Source organism: Bradyrhizobium sp. HKCCYLRH3073 (assembly GCF_051167995.1).
Lineage (GTDB): Bacteria > Pseudomonadota > Alphaproteobacteria > Rhizobiales > Xanthobacteraceae > Bradyrhizobium.
Genome location: NZ_JBNPUD010000004.1, coordinates 624,810 through 645,430, shown reverse-complemented (window position 1 = coordinate 645,430; position 20,621 = coordinate 624,810). Strand labels below are relative to the sequence as shown.

17 protein-coding genes and 1 riboswitch are annotated in these 20,621 nt (G+C 66.9%); of the genes, 10 read left to right on the top strand and 7 right to left on the bottom strand.

Translation table 11 applies throughout. The annotated features are described in order from the left end of the window. The coding region (locus ACQR1X_RS13970; RefSeq protein ID WP_434899025.1) for a hypothetical protein at positions 1-405 on the top strand (405 nt) is incomplete at its 5' end. Between the two features lie 224 nt (positions 406-629). Here the strand turns inward: ACQR1X_RS13970 and leuB are convergent. Next, positions 630-1,742 (bottom strand): 3-isopropylmalate dehydrogenase, encoded by a 1,113-nt coding sequence (leuB, locus tag ACQR1X_RS13965; protein ID WP_315800747.1) that lies wholly within the window; start codon positions 1,740-1,742, stop codon positions 630-632. Between the two features lie 276 nt (positions 1,743-2,018). On the opposite strand from leuB, the gene ACQR1X_RS13960 reads away from it, so the two are divergent. Further along, positions 2,019-3,215 carry a YbfB/YjiJ family MFS transporter gene (locus ACQR1X_RS13960; protein WP_315800748.1) on the top strand — a complete coding sequence of 399 codons (1,197 nt, stop codon included), beginning with the start codon at positions 2,019-2,021 and terminating at the stop codon, positions 3,213-3,215. Between the two features lie 166 nt (positions 3,216-3,381). Here the strand turns inward: ACQR1X_RS13960 and ACQR1X_RS13955 are convergent, their stop codons facing one another. The 3 genes from ACQR1X_RS13955 to ACQR1X_RS13945 all read right to left on the bottom strand — a co-directional run bounded on the left by ACQR1X_RS13955 (position 3,382) and on the right by ACQR1X_RS13945 (position 5,587). Then, positions 3,382-4,164 carry a molybdopterin-dependent oxidoreductase gene (locus tag ACQR1X_RS13955; RefSeq protein ID WP_316215495.1) on the bottom strand — a complete coding sequence of 261 codons (783 nt, stop codon included), beginning with the start codon at positions 4,162-4,164 and terminating at the stop codon, positions 3,382-3,384. Between the two features lie 14 nt (positions 4,165-4,178). Then, on the bottom strand, positions 4,179-4,832 hold the full coding sequence (locus ACQR1X_RS13950; RefSeq protein ID WP_434874206.1) for a cytochrome b/b6 domain-containing protein: 654 nt from the start codon (positions 4,830-4,832) through the stop codon (positions 4,179-4,181). A gap of 200 nt (positions 4,833-5,032) precedes the next feature. Next, the gene (locus ACQR1X_RS13945) at positions 5,033-5,587 is read right to left on the bottom strand and encodes a fasciclin domain-containing protein (protein WP_315800751.1); all 555 of its coding nucleotides are present in this window, start codon (positions 5,585-5,587) and stop codon (positions 5,033-5,035) included. A 481-nt stretch (positions 5,588-6,068) separates the two neighbouring features. Here ACQR1X_RS13945 and ACQR1X_RS13940 point away from each other — a divergent pair, with 481 nt between their 5' ends. Further along, complete coding sequence (locus tag ACQR1X_RS13940) at positions 6,069-6,434, top strand: hypothetical protein (RefSeq protein WP_316215494.1); 366 nt, start codon at positions 6,069-6,071, stop codon at positions 6,432-6,434. A gap of 12 nt (positions 6,435-6,446) precedes the next feature. Here the strand turns inward: ACQR1X_RS13940 and ACQR1X_RS13935 are convergent, their stop codons facing one another. Then, the gene (locus ACQR1X_RS13935) at positions 6,447-7,634 is read right to left on the bottom strand and encodes a DNA topoisomerase IB (RefSeq protein ID WP_434881649.1); all 1,188 of its coding nucleotides are present in this window, start codon (positions 7,632-7,634) and stop codon (positions 6,447-6,449) included. 377 nt (positions 7,635-8,011) lie between these two features. On the opposite strand from ACQR1X_RS13935, the gene acs reads away from it, so the two are divergent. From acs to ACQR1X_RS13920, 3 genes are all read left to right on the top strand, one after another. Beyond that, a complete protein-coding gene (acs, locus tag ACQR1X_RS13930; RefSeq protein ID WP_434881648.1) occupies positions 8,012-9,964 on the top strand; it encodes an acetate--CoA ligase in 1,953 nt (650 codons plus the stop codon). A 105-nt stretch (positions 9,965-10,069) separates the two neighbouring features. Continuing rightward, the gene (locus tag ACQR1X_RS13925) at positions 10,070-10,789 is read left to right on the top strand and encodes a hypothetical protein (RefSeq protein ID WP_434899024.1); all 720 of its coding nucleotides are present in this window, start codon (positions 10,070-10,072) and stop codon (positions 10,787-10,789) included. Positions 10,790-11,010: 221 nt separating this feature from the next. Next, a complete protein-coding gene (locus tag ACQR1X_RS13920; RefSeq protein ID WP_315800926.1) occupies positions 11,011-11,505 on the top strand; it encodes a L,D-transpeptidase in 495 nt (164 codons plus the stop codon). Between the two features lie 74 nt (positions 11,506-11,579). On the opposite strand, the gene ACQR1X_RS13915 is transcribed toward ACQR1X_RS13920, so the two are convergent. Next, positions 11,580-11,816 carry a DUF1674 domain-containing protein gene (locus ACQR1X_RS13915; RefSeq protein WP_316180265.1) on the bottom strand — a complete coding sequence of 79 codons (237 nt, stop codon included), beginning with the start codon at positions 11,814-11,816 and terminating at the stop codon, positions 11,580-11,582. Positions 11,817-12,011: 195 nt separating this feature from the next. Between ACQR1X_RS13915 and ACQR1X_RS13910 the strand changes: the two genes are divergently transcribed. The 3 genes from ACQR1X_RS13910 to purH all read left to right on the top strand — a co-directional run bounded on the left by ACQR1X_RS13910 (position 12,012) and on the right by purH (position 17,197). Further along, the gene (locus ACQR1X_RS13910) at positions 12,012-13,364 is read left to right on the top strand and encodes an RsmB/NOP family class I SAM-dependent RNA methyltransferase (RefSeq protein ID WP_434899023.1); all 1,353 of its coding nucleotides are present in this window, start codon (positions 12,012-12,014) and stop codon (positions 13,362-13,364) included. Positions 13,365-13,609: 245 nt separating this feature from the next. Continuing rightward, positions 13,610-15,325 carry a heparinase II/III family protein gene (locus ACQR1X_RS13905; protein WP_434899022.1) on the top strand — a complete coding sequence of 572 codons (1,716 nt, stop codon included), beginning with the start codon at positions 13,610-13,612 and terminating at the stop codon, positions 15,323-15,325. A 174-nt stretch (positions 15,326-15,499) separates the two neighbouring features. After that, positions 15,500-15,580: riboswitch (ZMP/ZTP riboswitch) on the top strand. A gap of 24 nt (positions 15,581-15,604) precedes the next feature. Next, a complete protein-coding gene (gene purH / locus ACQR1X_RS13900; protein ID WP_434899021.1) occupies positions 15,605-17,197 on the top strand; it encodes a bifunctional phosphoribosylaminoimidazolecarboxamide formyltransferase/IMP cyclohydrolase in 1,593 nt (530 codons plus the stop codon). Between the two features lie 133 nt (positions 17,198-17,330). On the opposite strand, the gene ACQR1X_RS13895 is transcribed toward purH, so the two are convergent. Further along, positions 17,331-18,740: an MFS transporter gene (locus tag ACQR1X_RS13895; protein ID WP_434899020.1), complete on the bottom strand. Its 1,410-nt coding sequence runs from the start codon at positions 18,738-18,740 to the stop codon at positions 17,331-17,333. Positions 18,741-18,909: 169 nt separating this feature from the next. On the opposite strand from ACQR1X_RS13895, the gene ggt reads away from it, so the two are divergent. Then, positions 18,910-20,616: a gamma-glutamyltransferase gene (ggt, locus tag ACQR1X_RS13890; protein WP_316215487.1), complete on the top strand. Its 1,707-nt coding sequence runs from the start codon at positions 18,910-18,912 to the stop codon at positions 20,614-20,616. Positions 20,617-20,621: the final 5 nt, after the last annotated feature.

Here is a 20,621-nt window from a genome sequence, read left to right as displayed (position 1 = left end):
GTGGCGCGCCTTCGCGCCAGCCTTGAGGCCGGCCGATCACCGGTCTACAAAAAAGACAGTTGCTCCCCGGTGTCCGGCCTGTTAGCCACCGTCGTCGTCGGGATCATCGCCCTTCCGACTTGGCGCCAGCATCGGGGCGCCAGGACCACGCAGCTTCACGTCCGCAAGAGCCTCGTTCGTCCGCATGCCCAAGGACATGCTGCGGGCCCTCGCGGCCACCGCATCCCCGCCTCACGCCTCGTGACGATCGCGAAACGCCCCTTGCAAGCGAAGCGGGATGGAGATGAGAAAACATGTATTCTGGAAAAACGAAAGCGAAATCTTTGGCGCGCGGCGGACGGATCTTGCGATGCATCTGACGACGCTGGCGAAATGAGTCTTTCGACGCAGCCGAATCCGGGCTGAAAAATGTGCGCTCAAGCGTGAGAGGCCACGTCGATCGCGCGAACGACAAACTGATTTGCCCGACGAGCAGGCGGGCTACGCCGGGGTGCGACGGCGATTCAAGCCCGCGCTGATGAGTTGATCGAGCTATATCAGCAACGACGGTGCCCTCCCCTCCCCGCGAGGGGGAGGGGAGCAGACTGTCAGCGTGGCGAGAGCCCGGCTGAAATGAGCACTCGCTCCAACTATGCCGCGAGCTTCTCCAGCTCCTTGATGATCGCCTCGCCCATCTGCGTAGTCGAAGCGGGCGTCGAGCCCTCGGCCTTGATGTCGGCGGTGCGCAGACCCGAGGCCAGCACGGCGGCGATGGCGGCGTCGAGCTTGTCGGCGAGCGCGCCCATGTCGAAGGAGTAGCGCAGCGCCATGCCGAACGAGGTCAGCATCGCGATCGGGTTGGCGAGACCCTTGCCGGCGATATCCGGCGCCGAGCCGTGCACCGGCTCGTACAGCGCGCGGCGCTTGTGGGTCTTGGCGTCGACCTCGCCGAGCGAGGCGGACGGCAGCATGCCGAGCGATCCGGTCAGCATCGCCGCGATGTCCGACAGCATGTCGCCGAACAGATTGTCGGTGACGATGACGTCGAACATCTTCGGGTATTTCACCAGGTTCATGCCGCCGGAATCGGCGAGCTGGTGCTCGAGCGTGACGTCCTTGTACTCGCGATTGTGGACCGCGGTGACGACCTCGTTCCAGAGCACGCCCGACTTCATGACGTTGCGCTTCTCCATCGACGTCACCTTGTTCTTGCGCTTGCGCGCGAGGTCGAAGGCGACGCGGGCGATGCGCTCGATCTCATAGGTGTCGTAGACCTGGGTATCGATCGCGCGCTTCTGACCGTTGCCGAGATCGGTGATGGTCTTTGGCTCGCCGAAATACACGCCGCCGGTGAGCTCGCGCACGATCATGATGTCGAGGCCCTCGACGATCTCGCGCTTCAGGCTGGAGGCATCGGCGAGCGCCGGATAGCACACGGCGGGACGCAGATTGGCGAACAGGCCGAGATCCTTGCGCAGGCGGAGCAGGCCCGCCTCGGGACGCACCTCGTAGGGAACGCCATCCCATTTCGGACCGCCGACGGCGCCGAAGATGATGGCGTCGGCCGCCTTGGCCTTGTCCATGTCGGCTTCCGAGATCGAGGCGCCATGAGCGTCATAGGCGGCGCCGCCGACCAGGCCGTCCTCGGTCTCGAACGAGGCCAGTCCCTTGGCGTTGAGCCAGCCGATCAGGCGCTTCACCTCGGCCATCACTTCGGGGCCGATGCCGTCGCCGGGCAGCAAAAGGAGCTTCTGGGTCGCCATGGTCGTTGTCCTCACGGGGCTTGTCATGCCGGGGCATTGCGCGGGCATCCATCCTTGGGATGGCTGGATTGCCGGTCTGCCTCGAGCGGATCGAAAGCAGGCGCCCGGCAATGACGGGATCTCTCAAAACGGCGGAGTGCTAAAGCCCTCCTGCGCCGTTGGCAAGCCACCATTGCCGGCGCACCACTTCTGTCGCGGCGAGGCGGGCGGTAATGTGCGCGAAAATCGCGGCCGAATAGCATGAATTGCCGGCCGATCGCCGCGCCGGAGCATGTCTTGCCAGCCTCCCCATCCGACCCGACACCGGCCCACCCGGCGTTGACCAACCTCACGCTGTCGCTGGGTCCGATCATCGGTCTCGGCATCGGCCGCTTCGCCTACGCGCTGGTGCTGCCGGACATGCGGGACAGCCTGCATTGGTCATACTCGGCGGCCGGCTTCATGAACACGGTCAACGCCGCCGGCTATCTCATCGGCGCGCTGATCGCCGCGCAGCTGGCCCGGCGCTACGGCGGCCTGGCCGCAGTGCGCGGCGGAACGCTGGCGGCGCTGGCCTCGCTCGTGGTGTGCGCCATGACCGGTGACTTCATCGCGCTCAGCCTGGCGCGGCTCGTGACCGGCATCGGCGCCGGCGTCGCGCTGGTGGCCGGCGGCGCGCTGGCGGCGCGGGTCGCCCTGGCGCGGCCGGCGCAGGCGAGCTTCGTGCTGAGCCTGTTCTATGCCGGGCCGCCGCTCGGCATCGTCATCTCCGGCCTGATCGCCCCCTTCGTGCTGCAGGCCTTCGGGCCCGGCTCATGGTGGATCGTATGGGCCGTGCTCGCCGCGGTCGGCGCGGTGCTGATCGGGCCGCTGCTCGCGATGCGGCTCCCGGCGAACGCCGCCACGGCGGAGACCCGCACCGACCGCGTCTCGCTGCGGCCGATGGCGATCTATCTGTTCGGCTACTTCCTCTACGGCGCCGGCTATATCGCCTATCTCACCTTCATGATCGCGTATGTGCGCGATCTCGGCGGCGGCGCCGCGGCGCAATCAGGCTTCTGGTGTCTCATTGGCCTCGCCGGCTTCACCACGCCCTGGGTGTGGCGGCGCGTGCTGGCGCTCGACCGCGGCGGCTGGCCCACCGCCCTCATCCTCACCATCAACGCGATCGGCGCCGCCCTGCCCTCGCTCAGCCATTCGCCTGTCATGCTGACGCTGTCGGCCGCTGTGTTCGGCATCGCCTTTTCGACCGTGACCACGGCCACCACCGCCTTCGTGCGCTTCAACCTGCCGCAGAGCGCCTGGCCGGGCGCGATCGCCGCGCTGACCATCTCGTTCGGCGTCGGCCAGACGCTCGGACCCTTCGCCGTCGGCGCGATCACCGATGCGATGGGGAGTTTGACCTATGCGCTGAACGTATCGGCGGCCTTGTTGCTGCTGGGAGCGGTGATGGCGGCGATGCAAGGCAAGTTGAAGCGCTCCGACCGCACCTAGCTCACGGTGTCGTCCCGGCGAACGCCGGGACCCATACCGCGGAAGCTATCGAGGGATGCGGCTGCCAGTTGCCTGCCTCATACCCCCCTGTGGTTATGGGTCCCGGCGTTCGCCGGGACGACAGCGGAGTGTGTCGCGCGCAGCTCGGCCTCAAGCGGACCGACGATCAGCTCCCGCTGAACGAATTGTACCCCTGATCCTCCCAATAGCCGCCCTTGTAGTCGTTGGTGATTTCCATCGCGACGACGTATTTCGGGTTCTTGAAGCCGAGCTTGGTGGGGACGCGGATCTTCATCGGGTAGCCGTAGGCGCGCGGCAGGATCTGGTCGGCGAACTTGAAGGTCATCTGGGTCTGCGGATGCAGCGCGGTGCGCATGTCCAAGGGCGAATTGTAGCCGTCCTTGTCGGCGCAGTTGAACCAGACATATTTCGCGCTGATATCCGCGCCGATCAGCTTGAGGAAGTCGCGCAAGGGCGTGCCGGTCCAGGAGCCGATCGCGCTCCAGCCCTCGACGCAGATATGACGCGTGATCTGCGTCACCTGCGGCAGCGCATGCAGCTCGTCCAGCGTCCACGACTTCTTGTTGTCGACGAGGCCGCGCACCTCGAGCTTCCAGTCAGCGGCATCGATCTCCGGCGCCTCGTCGAGCGTGTAGTAGGCATTGAACGGGAACGGCTTGGTGATCGCGCTCTCCGGGAAGGTCGGCGCCAGCGCGTCCGGATTGAACATCCAGGCCTGCACGGCGTCGTTGAACTTCGACACCTTCTTGAGCAGCTCCTCCGCCGTGTCGCCGTCGACGACGTCGCAGCCGGTGAGCAGGGTCAGCGCGCCCAGGCTGGCGCCGCCGGTGAGGAAGCGGCGCCGGGTGAGGTCGGGCATCACCTTCAACGAGTCCTTGATCAGGAGCCGCTTGTCGACGCCGGGAATGAGGAACGGACGCTTGGCCATGATACTCTCTCCTCTCAGCGACCGATGATCATCGCGCGCAGGCTCTTCGGCACCAGCAGCGCGAGCAGGATGTGGATCACCAGGAAGGCGCAGATCAGCGCCATGCAGACGAAATGGACGTAGCGCGCCGCCGGATAGTCGCCGAACAGGCTGACCAGCCAGTGCAGCTGGACCGGCTTCCACATCGACAGGCCGGTGAGCACGACGACGATGCCGATCCCGATGATGCCGAGATAGAGCAGCTTCTGCACCGCGTTGTAGGCGGTGAGGTCGTCATGGGCGAGCTTGAAGGTCAGCGCGGCCTTGAGGTCGGCGATGACGGACGCCGGCGAGACCGGCAGCAGCTTGCGGCGGAACCGGCCGGTGGCGAGACCGGTGACGAGATAAGCGAGCCCGTTCAGCATCAGCAGCCACATCGCCGCGAAGTGCCACAGCAGCGCGCCGCCGAGCCAGCCGCCGAGCGTGAAGCTGCGGTCGAAGCGGAAGTCGAACAGCGGCGAGGCGTTGTAGATCTGCCAGCCCGACATGATCATCATGATCATCGCGACGGCGTTGATCCAATGCATGACGCGCACCCAGGCCGGCTGAATGACCTTGGTCGCGACTCCAGTTGCAGGTCCCCCGGTCGCCGCGAGGGTCGAGGGGGCGCTGGTGGTGGCGCTCGTCATGGCGGTCGGCTCCGTCGCTTGCATTCGTCACGGTCATTATACGCCGGCTCGGCGGGCCCCGTTACGCTCCGGCACCGATCAAATCGATACGTGAAAACTATGGCGTTCACAAAAAAGCGAGCCGGGGTGGGCCCGGCTCGCTCCTGGTCACATCCGCGAGGAGGAGGAAGAAACGGATGTGTCCGGTGTCACGCCGGGCCTCAGGACGCCGGCATCAGCACGGTGTCGACCACGTGGATGACGCCGTTCGACTGGTTGACGTTCGGGATCGTCACCATCGAGGTGCCGCCCTTGGCGTCGACGATCATGACGTTCTTGCCCTCGCGCTTGACGGTGAGCTGCTCGCCCTCGACCGTCTTCAGCATCTGGCCGTCCTTCAGGTCGGACGCCTCGAGCTTGCCGGGCACGACGTGATAGGTGAGGATCTTGGTCAGCGTCGCCTTGTTCTCCGGCTTGACGAGGCTGTCGACGGTGCCGGCCGGCAGCTTGCCGAACGCGGTGTTGGTCGGCGCGAACACCGTGAACGGTCCCTTGCCTTCCAGCGTCTGCACGAGGCCGGCGGCCTTCACCGCGGCGACCAGCGTCGTATGATCCTTCGAGTTGACCGCGTTCTGGATGATGTTCTTCGACGGATACATCGCCGCGCCCCCGACCATCACGGTCTTCTCCTCGGCGTGCGCGGGTGCGACGACGATCGAGGTCAGCGACAGCGCGCTGAAGGCGGCGGCAGCGAGGAAGGCAATGCGCTTGGACATGGGTAGCTCCCTAATGAAGACGGCGGCAGCGCCGCACGATGAGTTCGACTGCGACATCGATGCGTTGGAGAGCGCTGTTGCTCTCGCGTCGTGTCGGGCCGAGCTACGCCGCGTCCGGAAGCGAGTTTCGGCGCATAATTTAACGTGATCCGTGAAACCTGCGGCGATCGAGATCGTCTCGCCGACTCATTGAACGAGAACTGCGCCGCAATGTCGCAGCCTGCTGCGAACTGATCAGCTCTCTGTCGGTCATTGGCCGAGGCCGATGACCGATCACCGTCGCCATTAACTACAATGCGAGCCGAGCCCGGCCGAACCTGCCGAAAATATTGCGAGTAAGACTTTCTTAAGGTTGATTGGTCGGCACGGCGCCGGCTGCGGGAAGGGGATGTCCCGCACTGTCCGGCGCGATCGGCGGGGGTTTCCTACAGTGAACAGAACGATCTGGATTGCGGGGTTCTGCCTCGTGATAATCTGCTGCTTGCTTGCAACGAAGATGGTGCTCGCCGCGGCGACGCCCGGCGACATGAGCGACACGACCTCGTCGCTGATCCGCGAGCCCATTCCGGGCGTTGATACGCTGAGCGAGACGGATCGCAGCTTCGCGACACAGCCGATCGAGTACAACGAGGACGTCTATCTGCCACTGGTCTCGCGGGCCGTGCGGGCGGAAGGGCGTAGCGGGTCGCCGGCGCGCCGGGCGAAGGCGTCCGGCAAAGCCGCTGTGCTGCGGCCGGCCAAGCGCAATCCGCAGCCCGTGAAGACGTCGGCGGCGTCGTGCAAGCAGCTCGACCCGATCGCGCGCTTCCTCGCCTCGGCGAAGATCGGGCCGCGGTGCCAGGCTTGATCGTTTGAGGCGTCAGGCCGAGACCGCCGTCACCACTTGCGCCAGCAACTGCTCGCGCCGCGTCTGCGAGCGCTGGCCCTTCATGGTGGCGGCGAAGCGTTCGAGGATGCCGTCCTCGAACGCCGTGACGATGGTGTCGTGCACGTAGCTCTTGCGGCAGATCGCCGGCGTGTTGGTGAGCTCGTCGGCGGCGGCGCGGATCGCTTCCAGGATCTGCTTCTTGCGGCCGCGCGCGCTCGCCGCGGGCGTGATTCGCGACAAGGTCTCCAGGGCGACGGCCGAGGCCATCAGCGTGCGGAAATCCTTCAGCGAGATCTTGATGCCGGCGATCTCGCGCAGGAACGCGTTGACCTGCGTGGTCGAGACCGCGCGCACCACGCCCTGGGCGTCGCGGTATTGGAACATGCGGCGGCCGGGGACGCCGCGCAGGATGCCGACGGCCCGCACCAGCTTGGCGGCGTCGCATTCCTTGCGCACCGCCTTGCCGCCCTTGGCCTTGAAGGTCAGCACCAGGGAGTCATCCTCAAGCGTGACGTTCGACTTCAACAATGTGGTGGCGCCGCGCGTGCCGTTCAGCCGCGCATAGGACTCGTTGCCGGGACGGATCGCGGTGCGCGCGATCAGCTCGATCACGGCGGACAGCGCGAACTCGCGCGTCGGCTCGTCGCCGGCGAGATGTTTCGACACCGCGCGGCGGATGCGCGGCAGCGCGCCGACCAGCTTGGCGAGACGATGCGCCTTGCGATGCTCGCGCACCTTCTCCCAATCGGCGTGATAGCGATATTGCAGCCGGCCGGCGGCGTCGACACCCACCGCCTGCAGATGCAGGTTCGGATCGGGGGCGTAGCGCACCTCGCGATAGGCCGGCGGCACCGCCATCGCATGCAGGCGGCGAATGGTGCCGGCGTGGCGGATCGGGGTGCCGTTGGCGCGGATGAAGGTATAGCTCTTGCCCCGCCTGATGCGGCGGATGGTCAGCGCGGTCTGGTCGCCGAGCTTCAGCCCGATGCGCTTGGCGAGTTCCTCGACCGAGGTCTTGGCGTTGCCTTGCGCGTCGGCGGTCTTGGCGTGGGCGAGATCCTTCAAGGTCAGCTTGCGGCGCGGCGGCTTGGGCGGCCACTGGCCCAGCGCCTTCGCGAGCGCGACATCGGCATCGGCCGGGCCGACCCGCGGGCTCTCGAAATTCTGCTGGTCCATCATTGCTTTAGACGCCCTGCCGTCGTTTTCATCCGCTCAATGCCCCGGAGTCCGGTTTGGTTCCGGCCGGGTTATCCACACCTTCAAGGCGATTTAGGGCGTGACGGGCCGGATAGCGAGTCCCTAATTTTGGGCAGAACGGTTGCAAAATACCGGTGCGCGCCCCGATTCCGGGTAACCTTGATGCTGCAGACTGTAGCGACCTCCGAAGTGTGACCGGCGCGCTCAACCTCCGCGCACAATTCTTTGATCCTGCGCAGACCGCCTCCCCGCCGAAGGTCCTACTTGTCTTGCCTTGTCGCCGCCGGTTACGCGGACGCATAGTGGGAACAACGATGGCCTGCGCCGGACCACGGCGGGCCGCATGTGGAGGGTGTGAAATGTCCGAGAAGATCTACGACGTTCCGGCCGAATGGGCGAAACGCGCCTTTGTCGACGACGCGAAGTACCAGGAGATGTACGCGCGCTCGATCAAGGACCCCAACGGCTTCTGGGCCGAGCAGGCCAGGCGCGTCGACTGGGTCAAGGCACCGACGACAATCGAGAACGTCTCCTACGCACCCGGCAACATCTCGATCAAATGGTTCGAGGACGGCGTCCTCAACGCCGCCTACAACTGCGTCGACCGCCATCTCGCCACCCGCGGCGACCAGACCGCGATCATCTGGGAGGGCGACGACCCCTCGCAGTCCAAGCACATCACCTATCGCGAGCTGCACGACGAGGTGTGCCGGATGGCCAACATCCTGCGCAACCGCAACGTCAAGAAGGGCGACCGCGTCACCATCTATCTGCCGATGATCCCGGAGGCCGCCTATGCGATGCTGGCCTGCGCCCGCATCGGCGCCATCCATTCGGTGGTGTTCGCCGGGTTCTCGCCGGACTCGCTCGCCCAGCGCATCAAGGACTGCGATTCCAAGATCATCATCACCGCCGACGAGGGCCTGCGCGGCGGCCGCAAGGTGCCGCTCAAGGCCAATGTCGACGCGGCGCTGAACAAGGTCGACAATGTCGACTGGGTCGTCGTGGTCAAGCGCACCGGCGGCAAGATCGAGATGAACCCGAGCCGCGACCTCTGGTATCACGAGGCCGCGGAGATGGTGACGACCGAATGCCCGTGCGAGCCGATGCATGCGGAGGATCCGCTGTTCATCCTCTACACCTCGGGCTCGACCGGCCAGCCCAAGGGCGTGCTGCACACCACCGGCGGCTATCTCGTCTACGCCGCGATGACGCACCAATACGTGTTCGACTATCATGAGGGCGACGTCTACTGGTGCACCGCCGACGTCGGCTGGGTCACCGGCCACAGCTACATCCTCTATGGACCGCTGGCCAACGGCGCCATCTCGCTGATGTTCGAAGGCGTGCCGAACTATCCGGACAATTCGCGGTTCTGGAACGTCATCGACAAGCACAAGGTCAACATCTTCTACACCGCGCCGACCGCGATCCGCGCGCTGATGCAGGGTGGCGACGGGCCGGTGAAGAAGACCTCGCGCGCGTCTCTGCGCCTGCTCGGCTCGGTCGGCGAGCCGATCAATCCGGAAGCCTGGGAGTGGTATCACCGCGTCGTCGGCGACGACCGCTGCCCGATCGTCGACACCTGGTGGCAGACCGAGACCGGCGGCATCCTGATCACGCCGCTGCCGGGCGCGACCAAGCTCAAGCCGGGCTCGGCGACGCGGCCGTTCTTCGGCGTCGTGCCCGAGATCGTCGATGCCGACGGCAAGACGCTGGAAGGCGCGACCGAGGGCAATCTCTGCCTCACCCGCTCCTGGCCGGGCCAGATGCGCACCGTGTACGGCGATCACGCCCGGTTCGAGATGACCTACTTCTCGACCTACAAGGGCAAGTACTTCACCGGCGACGGCTGCCGCCGCGACGCCGATGGCTATTACTGGATCACCGGCCGCGTCGATGACGTCATCAACGTCTCCGGCCACCGCATGGGCACCGCCGAGGTGGAGAGCGCGCTGGTCGCGCACGCCAAGGTCTCGGAAGCGGCCGTGGTCGGCTATCCGCACGACATCAAGGGCCAGGGCATCTACGCCTATGTCACCCTGATGGCCGGCGAGCAGCCGAGCGAGGAGCTGCGCAAGGAGCTCGTCGCCTGGGTGCGCAAGGAGATCGGCCCGATCGCCTCGCCCGACCAGATCCAGTTCGCGCCGGGCCTGCCCAAGACCCGCTCCGGCAAGATCATGCGCCGCATCCTGCGCAAGATCGCCGAGGACGAGCCGGGCGCGCTCGGCGACACCTCGACCCTTGCCGATCCCGGCGTGGTCGACGATCTCGTCCAGCACCGGCAGAACCGCAAGGAGAAGCAGGCCTAGCGCATGTCCGCTGGACCTCTCAGGAGACGGTTGGAGAACGCGGCCCGGCTGGGCTGCGTTCTCCTCGCTTTGGCGGGCGGGATCGGTCCTTCGACGGCGCAGCTCATGCCGCAGTCGCCGGAGCTGAAGAGTTCGGTCGCGTTCTTCTACCGGGATCCGCGCATCGAGGGCCTGGTCCACGTGTTCGCGACCCTGAAGTCGGAAGGGCGGGATTGGACCGCCTACCCGCCGGTGACCGGGCTGTTGGCGCGGTCCTTCGCGCTGCATCCGGACTGGATCGATCGGCTGGCGCCGCCGGAGGGAGACGGCAAGGCGGCTTCGGCCTTCCTGGCCGCGGTCCGGCTCTCGGGACATGCCGCTGAGGCTGGCAGGTTTCGCGGCCGTTTCGGCGCCAGCGCCCTCGACGCCACGCTGGAGGATCAGTTCGGCAGCGCTCCCGCCCGGCTCGAGGACATCACGATCAGGACCCCGACCGACCTCGACCTGCTGTGGGGCGCCTCGTTCGCTGAAGGCGACGGCCGCTATGTGCGCATGATCCTCGACTTCTTCGCCTCCATCACCAATCAGTCCGAGCTCATCGCGCTCGACACCGCCCGTCTCACGGTGGCCATGGTTGGCGGTCCGAAGGACATCTACGACACGCTGGAGCAGCGCTACGACGCGGCCCAGCGCGGCCGGATGGTGGTCGCGGCCGCAGCCCTGTGGGCCATCGGATCGAACGTGCGCCAGCACGACTACGTCCGCCAGGCGACGTCCGACTACATCCACGATCATCCGCGCACATTCGCCGTCCGGGCGCTGTCGGCGATCACCCGCCTCAAATAGATTGCACGTGCCCGGCCGGGTTCGCTCCGCTGGCCCCGCCGGCGAATCCGTGTTGCGGGCCGGATTCCGGCCGAGTGTTGTTTTCAGGTCATTTACTTGCAGAGGAAGTTTTCATTTCCTCCAGCCATCCGAGTGCTCCCGCAAGAGCGGAGGTCGCAGCGATGGGGCGAAGAGGAATGGCGAGACCGATTGGAGCGATCGGGCCGGCCGTGAAGGCGGCGATGATGGCCGCGTCGGTGGTCGGAGCCATGGTCACGACGGCCGACTCTGCGTCCGCCCGTCCCGAGCTGGTCAGCATCGCCGGCGACTATTCGCCCGGCACGATCGTGGTGAAGACCGGCGAGCGCAAGCTCTACCTCGTGCTCGATGGCAGCCACGCCATGCGCTACACGGTCGGCGTCGGCAAGGCCGGCCGGCAATGGGCCGGCACCACCAAGATCGACGGCAAGTACAGGAATCCGGCCTGGGCGCCGCCGGCCGACGTCAAGCGCGACAAGCCCAACATCCCCGACGTGATCCCCGGCGGCTCGCCGCAGAATCCGATGGGCGTCGCCGCCATGACGCTCGCGGGCGGCGAATATGCCATCCACGGCACCAATGTGCCGAACTCGGTCGGCGGCTACGTCTCCTACGGCTGCATTCGCATGCTGAACAGCGATATCACCGACCTCTACGAGCGCGTGTCGATCGGCACCACGGTGGTCGTGACCCGCTGAAGCCGAAGCGGCCGAACTGATTCTCCGTCCCCCGCGCCATCACCATGCCTGACGGCGCGCGCCCGGCGGATGTATCAGAAGTCCGAGATGATTCCCTTTTTCTCCCAGTCGCCGTAGCGGGTCGGCTCCGGTCCCTTCGGACCCTGCAGCTCCCTCGGCATCGGCGTCGCCTGCTCGGCCGCGAGACGACGCCGCTCCTCCGCCTCGGCCAGCGCACGCTGCGCGGCCGGAGTGAGCGGCTTGCGCGGATTGTCGTTGCTGGCGACCACCGACAATGCGGGCTTGCGCTCGTTGTTGGGTTCGTTGCTCATCGTACCATTCCACCGTTGCACCGGATCCTTCCCGACATCATCAGATCGTGTGAGCACGCCGGGGAAAACAGGTCTAAAAAAAGCGGAGCCGATTCTTACATTTGGCATATTCCGGTGACAGAGGACCCGCAAGCTGATGGCATGCACCCGATGGTCGCGGAACTGCCTTTCTTCTTTCGCGAGTAATTCCCAGGCATGCCTCCGCCGCGTTTTGCGACCCCTTCCGAAGTCCCAGGCCTGGCGGCACGACGCATCGCCGCCGACGTGGTCGACGGCGTGCTGCACAAGCATCGCACCCTCGACGATCAGCTCGACGGAACCGGCGCGCATCCCGGACTGAAGCATCTCGCCGACCGCGACCGCGCGCTGATGCGCCGGCTGGTCGCCACGACCTTGCGGCGGCTCGGAACGCTCGGCCACGTGCTGTCGCGGCTGCTGGATCGTGGCGTGCCGACCGACGCGCCGCGGGCGCAGAGCGCGCTGCTGATCGGCGCCGCCCAGATTCTCTGGATGGACGTCCCCGACCACGCCGCCGTCGATCTCTCGGTCCGCCTGGTGCAGGCCGACCGTCGTGCCGCGAAATATGCCGGGCTGGTCAACGCGGTGCTGCGGCGCTGCGCGCGCGAGGGCGCGAGCCTGCTCGACGATGCCACCGGGCAACCGCTCGATATCGCGCCCTGGCTGCTCAAGCGCTGGATCGATCATTATGGCGAAGCCACCGCCAAGGACATCGCCGCAGCGCTCGGGCAGGAGCCGTCGCTCGACCTCACGGTCAAGTCGGACCCGGCGCAATGGGCGACGCGACTGCATGGCGAGGTGCTGCCGACCGGCACCGTGCGCACCGTGCTGCATGGCTCGGTGACGGTGCTGCCGGGCTTCGCCGAGGGACAATGGTGGGTGCAGGACGCCGCTGCCGCCCTGCCTGCGCGCCTGCTCGGCGACGTCAGCGGCCAGGCCGTCGCCGATCTCTGCGCGGCGCCGGGCGGCAAGACCGCCCAGCTCGCCCATGCCGGCGCCCGCGTCACCGCGGTCGACCGGTCGCCGGCCCGGATGAACCGGCTGAAGGACAACATGACCCGGCTGCAGCTCGCGGCCGAGACGGTCGTGGCCGATGCCGCCGAATGGCAGCCGGCCGAGAGCGGCGGCTTCGACGGCCTGCTGCTCGATGCGCCCTGCACCTCGACCGGCACGATCCGGCGCCATCCCGACGTCGGCTGGTTGCGCAGCGAGGCCGACATCACCGCATTGTCGGGCCTGCAGACGCGGCTGCTGACCAGGGCGGCCAGCCTGCTCAAGCCGGGCGGAACCCTGGTCTACTGCACCTGCTCGCTGGAGCCCGAGGAGGGCGAGCAGGTGGTCGAGCGCGTGCTCGCCGAAACCACCGAGCTGCGCCGCATCCCCGTCAGCCCCGGCGAGGTGGCGGGACTGGCCGAGCTGGTCACGCCGGCCGGCGACCTGCGCACCCTGCCCTGTCATTTGCCGCACCAGGACCCCCGGCTTGGCGGTCTCGACGGTTTTTATGCGGCGAGACTGGAGCGGCGGCCGTGAGCGTGTCATCGTGTGCGCTCTGCGCCGGCCCTGCGTCGGCCGCGCTTTGAGGGCGTCGGCGTTGCGTTAGTCCGTTTATATCCTGATTTTGCACCAGATTCTGGTCCCGCGATGGTGCTGCACCGGGGCCAAAAATGGTGTATCGGCGGCAGTTGCGATCTATGAAGGATGCGCAACCGAATCCCCCTCTGAATCCAAGGCTTGGCGTGTCCGCCGCTCAACGCAGACGCATATCGACGCTGGTGATGGGCCGCTTTGCGCGCAGCCTGATGTCCAACGTCAGCGGTGTATCGGTATCCGTGTCCGGGCTGTGGCCAGGACGCGCGGACCGGCTCATCATTGCGCCGCATGACCTGCGCACGTCGGACGCGACGCGGGCGGCCGAGATCTATGCCGGACGCTTCGTCTTCGCCGGCAAGATCGTGACCTGCCACGGCCGTTCGATCTTCGACCTGGAGCCGCCGTCCGAGGACTGGGAGGTGGCCCTGCTCGGCTTCGGCTGGCTGCGACATCTGCGCGCAGCCGATACCGCGCTGACCCGCGCCAACGCCCGCGCTTTGGTCGACGACTGGATCACCAACCAGATCGGCCGCCATCCCTTGAGCCGGCGCGCCGACGTGCTGGCGCGGCGGGTGATCTCGCTGTTGTCGCAGGCGCCACTGGTGCTGGCCGATTCCGACGGCAAGTTCTACCGCCGCTACCTGCGCGGGCTGACCCGCGAGATCCGCTATCTGCGCTATTCGACCATCGACATTCCTGATGGCGCGCCGCGGCTGCAGGTGCTGATTGCGCTGTGCTACGCGGCGCTGTGCCTCGCCAACCAGGCCAAGCACATCCGCAGCGCGACCCGGAAACTCTCGGACGAATTGCAGCGCCAGATCCTGCCCGATGGCGGCCACGTCTCGCGCAATCCGGGCGCGCTGATCGAGCTCTTGATCGACCTGCTGCCGCTGCGGCAGACGTTTGCGGCCCGCAACATCGCGCCGCCGCCGGCGCTGCTCAATGCCATCGACCGCATGATGCCGATGCTGCGCTTCTTCCGGCACGGCGACGGCAACATGGCGCTGTTCAACGGCATGGGCGGCACCCCGTCCGACCTGCTGGCGACCCTGCTCGCCTATGACGATACCCACGGCACGCCGATGGCGAGCATGCCGCATTCCGGTTTCCAGCGGCTCGACGCCGGACCGATGACGGTCATCGTCGACACCGGTCCGCCGCCGCCACCGCATCTGAGCCATGAGGCCCATGCCGGCTGCCTCGCCTTCGAGATGTCCTCCGGACCGTGCCGCATCGTGATCAATTGCGGCATGCCGTCGACCGGTCGCGACAATTGGCGTGCCTTCGCGCGCAGCACGGTGGCGCATTCGACGCTGACCTATCACAACACCTCGTCCTGCACCTTCGTCGAGATGTCGGCGATGAAGCGCCTGCTGCACGGCGCGCCGATCGTATCGGGCCCGACGCGGGTCGAGAATTTTCGCGAGATCGTGCCCGACGGCACCGTGCTGTCGACCTCGCATAACGGTTACGCGGCCAAATTCGGCCTGATCCATCGCCGCGTGCTGGTGGCCGCCGAGGACGGCTCGCGGCTCGACGGCGAGGACACCGTGACGCCGGCGCAGGGCGCGCGGCTGCGTGGCGGCGGCTCGGACTACGCGTTGCGCTTCCATCTGCATCCAGCGGTCAAGGCCAGCCGGCTCAGCGACGGCCGCGGCGCCATGCTGGTGCTGCCCAATCGCGAGGTCTGGACGTTCGAGACATTCGACGACCGCGTCGACCTCGAGGACAGCGTGTTTCTCGCCGGCAATGACGGTCCGCGCCGCACCACGCAACTGGTGATCCGGCAGGACGCGCAGCAGGTCCCGTCGATCCGCTGGAGTTTCGTCCGCTCGTCGGCGTCGCCGACCGAGACTAACGCGCGCCGCAACGGGCGGAGAGAGCCTGAGCTGCCGCTGTAACGCCCCGGCCACTCGCTCCTCAGATCACCTCACATCACCGTCCGTCGAGATGGCCACCTTCGGGGGGCCCTCGGGACGCTGCCGATGTTCGGCAGGCTCATGGTGAGACATGCGGCCAAGATGATCGTTCGATCGCCCACCCGTTGTCGCCATCGGCAAAAGCTGATATGAGGCCCGCTCTCGCGCGACTGGCGACTTTGGATGGAGCACCATCGGGGAGCGCGGGATCAACCGCCGTGCGCCTGGGCAAATTGAACTCCTGCAACAGGACTCTTTGCCATGACAAACCAGCTTCGTCGCGTTCGCCGTGCTCTGCTCTCCGTATCCGACAAGACCCGCCTCGCCGACTTCGCGCTGGCGCTCGCCGCGCGCGGCGTCGAACTGATCTCCACCGGCGGCACCGCCAAGGCCATTGCCGAGGCTGGCCTGAAGGTGAAGGACGTCTCCGACCTCACCGGCTTTCCCGAGATGATGGACGGTCGCGTCAAGACGCTGCACCCCAAGGTACATGGCGGCCTGCTCGCCATCCGCGGCAATGACGAGCACGCCGAGGCGATGAAGACGCACAACATCGCGCCGATCGATCTCCTCGTCGTCAATCTCTATCCCTTCGAGGCCACCGCCGAGCGCGGCGCGTCGTTCAGCGACTGCATCGAGAACATCGACATCGGCGGCCCGGCGATGATCCGCGCGGCCTCGAAGAACCACGAGGACGTCGCGGTCGTCGTCGACGTCAACGACTACGAGGCCGTGCTCGAGGACCTCGCGCGCCACGAGGGCTCGACCACCTTGCTGCTGCGCCGCCGGCTTGCCGCCAAGGCCTATGCGCGCACCGCCGCCTATGATGCTGCGATCTCCAACTGGTTCGCCGCCACCATCCAGAACGACGCGCCCGACTACCGGGCCTTCGGCGGCAAGCTGATCCAGTCGCTGCGCTATGGCGAGAACCCGCACCAGCATGCGGCGTTCTACGCGCTGCCCGGCCGCCGTCCCGGCGTCGCCACCGCGCGCCAACTGCAGGGTAAGGAGCTGTCCTACAACAACATCAACGACACCGATGCGGCCTATGAGTGCATCGCCGAGTTCGACCCGGCGCGCACCGCGGCCTGCGTCATCGTCAAGCACGCCAATCCCTGCGGCGTCGCCGAAGGCCCCGATCTCGTCACCGCCTATCAGAAGGCGCTGGCCTGCGACTCGACCTCGGCGTTCGGCGGCATCATCGCGATGAACCGCAAGCTGGACGCCGCCACCGCGCGCGCCATCACCGGCATCTTCACCGAGGTGATCATCGCGCCCGACGCCACCGATGAGGCGATCTCGATCATCGCAGCGCGCAAGAACCTGCGGCTGCTGCTCGCCGGCGCCCTGCCCGATCCGCGCGAAGCCGGCCTCACCGCCAAGACCGTGGCCGGCGGCCTGCTGGTGCAGAGCCGCGACAATGCCGTCGTCGATGACATGGAGCTGAAGGTGGTGACCAAGCGCGCCCCCACCGACGCCGAGCTGCGCGACCTGCGCTTCGCCTTCCGCGTCGCCAAGCATGTCAAGTCGAACACGATCGTCTACGCCAAGGATTCGGCGACCGTCGGCATCGGCGCCGGACAGATGAGCCGGGTGGATTCGGCGCGCATCGCCGCACGCAAGGCGCTGGATGCGGCCAGCGCGCTCAAGCTCGCCGAGCCGCTGACCAAGGGCTCGGTGGTCGCCTCCGACGCGTTCTTCCCGTTCGCCGACGGCATGCTCGCCTGCATCGAGGCCGGTGCCACCGCCGTGATCCAGCCGGGCGGATCGGTGCGCGACGACGAGGTCATCAAGGCCGCCGACGAGCACGGCATCGCCATGGTGCTCACTGGCGTCCGGCACTTCCGGCACTGATCGGCCCGACAATCTCCGTCGTCATTCCGGGGCGTCGCGTAGCGACGAGCCCGGAATCCATAACCACGATCGTGAGTATGGATTCCGGGCCTGCGCCTACGCGGCGCATCCCGGAATGACGGCGGAATAAGTTTCAAGCGCCCTGCCCTGCACGACCAACTGCGTTCACTCGCGCCAGCAGCAGCAGCCCCGTCGCGAAGAACAGCACCAGCACCGCCATGCCGGCCTTCTGACTCGCAGTGACCGCGGTGATGGTGCCGATCAGCAATGGCCCGATGAACGACGTCACCTTGCCGGTGAGCGCGAACAGGCCGAAATACTGCGCGACGCGCTCCTTCGGCACCATGCGGATCAGCAGCGAGCGCGAGGCCGCCTGCAGCGGCGCGCCGCAGGCGCCGATGACGCAGCCGAGCAGGAGATAGGCGCGCTCCGGCAGCGAGGCGAACAGCGGGCCGCCCGGCACGGCCGGCGTCACCGGAATGAACAGAACCGAATCACGGCTCACCATGAGAATCGCGACGATCGCGAGCAGCAGCAGCGTCATGCTGCCGGCGATCACACGCTTCGGCCCGAGAAAATCATCCAGCTTGCCGCCGAGCCAGCCACCGAACGTGCCGGCGGCGGCGAGGATGATGCCAAAGGTGCCGATCTGGATCGTGTTCCAACCGAATGTGCCGGCGGCATAGATGCCGCCGAAAGCGAACAGCGACACCAGCCCATCGGTGTAGATCATGTTGGCGAGGAGAAAGAGTGCAACGTCACGCTGCTGCGGCAGGCTGCGCAGCGTCTGCTTCAGTTGACCGAGCCCCTCGCGCACGGCCGCGCCCAGCCGGTGCCGTGCCGGAAAGTCCGGTGTGAACAGGAACATCGGCAGCACGAACACGATGAACCAGAGCCCCGTGAGCGGACCGGAGATGCGGTCGCCTTCATGGCTCACGGGATCGAGCCCGAACAGCGGCTTGAATCCAAACAGCGTGCGGCCGCTGTCGGGATTGGCGGCGAGAAAGCCGAGCACGATGATGAGCGAGAGGATGCCGCCGACATAACCGGTGGCCCATCCGGTGCCGGATAGCCGGCCGATGCGTTCCGGCGGCACCAGGGTCGGCATCATCGCGTTGTTGAACACGGTGGCGAACTCGACGCCGATGGTGGCGATCACATAGGCCGCGAGCAGCGGCGGGATCAGCTCGGGCGCGCCGGGGCGCCCGATCCACATCAGCGAGGCGCCGATCACGAGCAGCGCGCCGAACGCCGCGATCCACGGCTTGCGGCGCCCGGTGGCATCGGCGATGGCGCCGAACACCGGTGACAGCAGCGCGATGACGATGCCGGCCGCGGCGGTCGCAAAGCCCCACAGCGCCTGGCCGCTCGCCGCGTCCGGCGCGACATGCGCCGCGAAATAGGGCGCGAAGACGAAGGTCGTGATCAGCGTGAAATAGGGCTGCGCCGCCCAATCGAACAAGATCCAGCTGACGACGGCCGCGCGCCCGGGATAGATTCGGCCGTCGGCAGTGCCAGAGGTCTCGATCGTGATGACGGCCATTCGAAAATCCTCTGCAATCCCAGCGTCGCGTCTCGCGACGATCACGGCGTTGCGTTTTACGCCGGCGACCCGGCCCTATAACATCTGACGATCCCAGGCGGATGTCAGCAACGGCAGAATTGCGATGACCACGTTCACGATTGATCGACGACGGCTCCTTGCGGGTTTCATGCTGTTGCTGGCCGGCTGCCTGCCCGCGCGGGCGCTGGATTCGCAAACCTTCGATATCCCGCAGCCACCCGGTATCACCGCGCCGGCGCAGCCGCCCGCCCATGGCATGGTGGTGGCACAGGAGAGGATCGCAGCCGAAGTCGGCCAGCGCATTCTCGCGCTCGGCGGCAACGCGGTCGATGCCGCCGTTGCCACCGGCTTTGCGATGGCCGTCACCTATCCGGTTGCCGGCAACATCGGCGGCGGCGGCTTCATGGTCATCCACATCGCCAAGTCCAACGAGGATATCGCGATCGACTATCGCGAGACCGGTCCCGCCGCGATCACGCGCGACATCTTCCTCGGCGCCGACGGCAAGCCCGACAACGCCAAGTCGCGCGATTCGGCGCTGTCGATCGGCGTCCCCGGATCGGTGGCGGGTCTCGCGTTGGCGCTGGAGAAATACGGCTCGGGCAAATTCACGCTGGCGCAGGTGCTGCAGCCGGCGATCGTGCTGGCGCGCGACGGCATCCCCGTCGCCGACGACGTCGCCGTGACGCTGCCGATGATGGCGCCGCGGCTGGCGAAATGGAAATCATCGGCCGCGATCTTCATGCGGCCCGATGGCACCGTGCTGAAGGATGGAGACCGGCTGATCCAGCGCGATCTGGCGGCGACGCTCACCGCCATCGCCGAGCAGGGACCGCGCGGATTTTATGAAGGGCCGGTCGCCAACCAGCTCGCCAAGGCGATCCAGGATGCCGGCGGCATCATGACGGCGGACGATCTCAAATCCTACCAGCCGGTGCTGCGCACGCCGGTGCGCGGCACCTATCGCGGCTATGACATCGTGTCGATGCCGCTGCCGTCCTCGGGCGGCACCGTGCTGGTCGAGATGCTGAACATCCTCGAGGGCTTTCCGCTCGCTGAGCTGAAGCAGGGCTCGCCCGAATCGCTGCATCTGCTGATCGAGGCAATGAAGCGCGCCTATGCCGACCGCGCGCGCTATCTCGGCGACCCCGCCTTCGTCGACGCGCCGGTGCGCGCGATGCTGTCGAAGGACTATGCCGCGCGCCAGCGCGCTGGCATCGATCCCGCGCACGCCACCAGCGCCGGCGACGTGCTCAACACCAAGCCGCTGCGCGAGGGCAGCAACACCACGCATTTTTCGGTGGTCGACAATGACGGAAACGCCGTCAGCAACACCTACACGCTGAACTTCCCCTATGGCGTCGGCCTCGTCGCCGACGGCACCGGCGTGCTGCTCAACAACGAGCTCGACGATTTCACCGCCGCGCCCGGCGCCTCCAACGCCTTCGGACTGGTCGGCTTCGAGGCCAATCTGCCGGGCCCCGGCAAGCGGCCGCTGTCGTCGATGTCGCCGACCATCGTGCTGAAGGACGGCAAGCCCGTGCTCGTCACCGGCTCGCCCGGCGGCAGCCGCATCATCTCGACCGTGCTGCAGGTGATCGTCAACGTGCTCGACTATCGGATGGACGTCCGCCAGGCCGTCACCGCGCCTCGCCTGCATCACCAATGGATGCCCGACGAGGTTAGAATCGAGAAAGGCTTTGCCGATGACGTGCTCGCCGGTCTGCGCGCCCGCGGCCACAAGATCGAGGAGCCGATGGGACGGACCTCGGCCAACTCCATCCTGGTGACGCCGGATGGATTCGTCGGCGCGCCCGATCCGCGCAGCAAGGGCGCCACCGCAGCCGGGCGCTGAGGCGC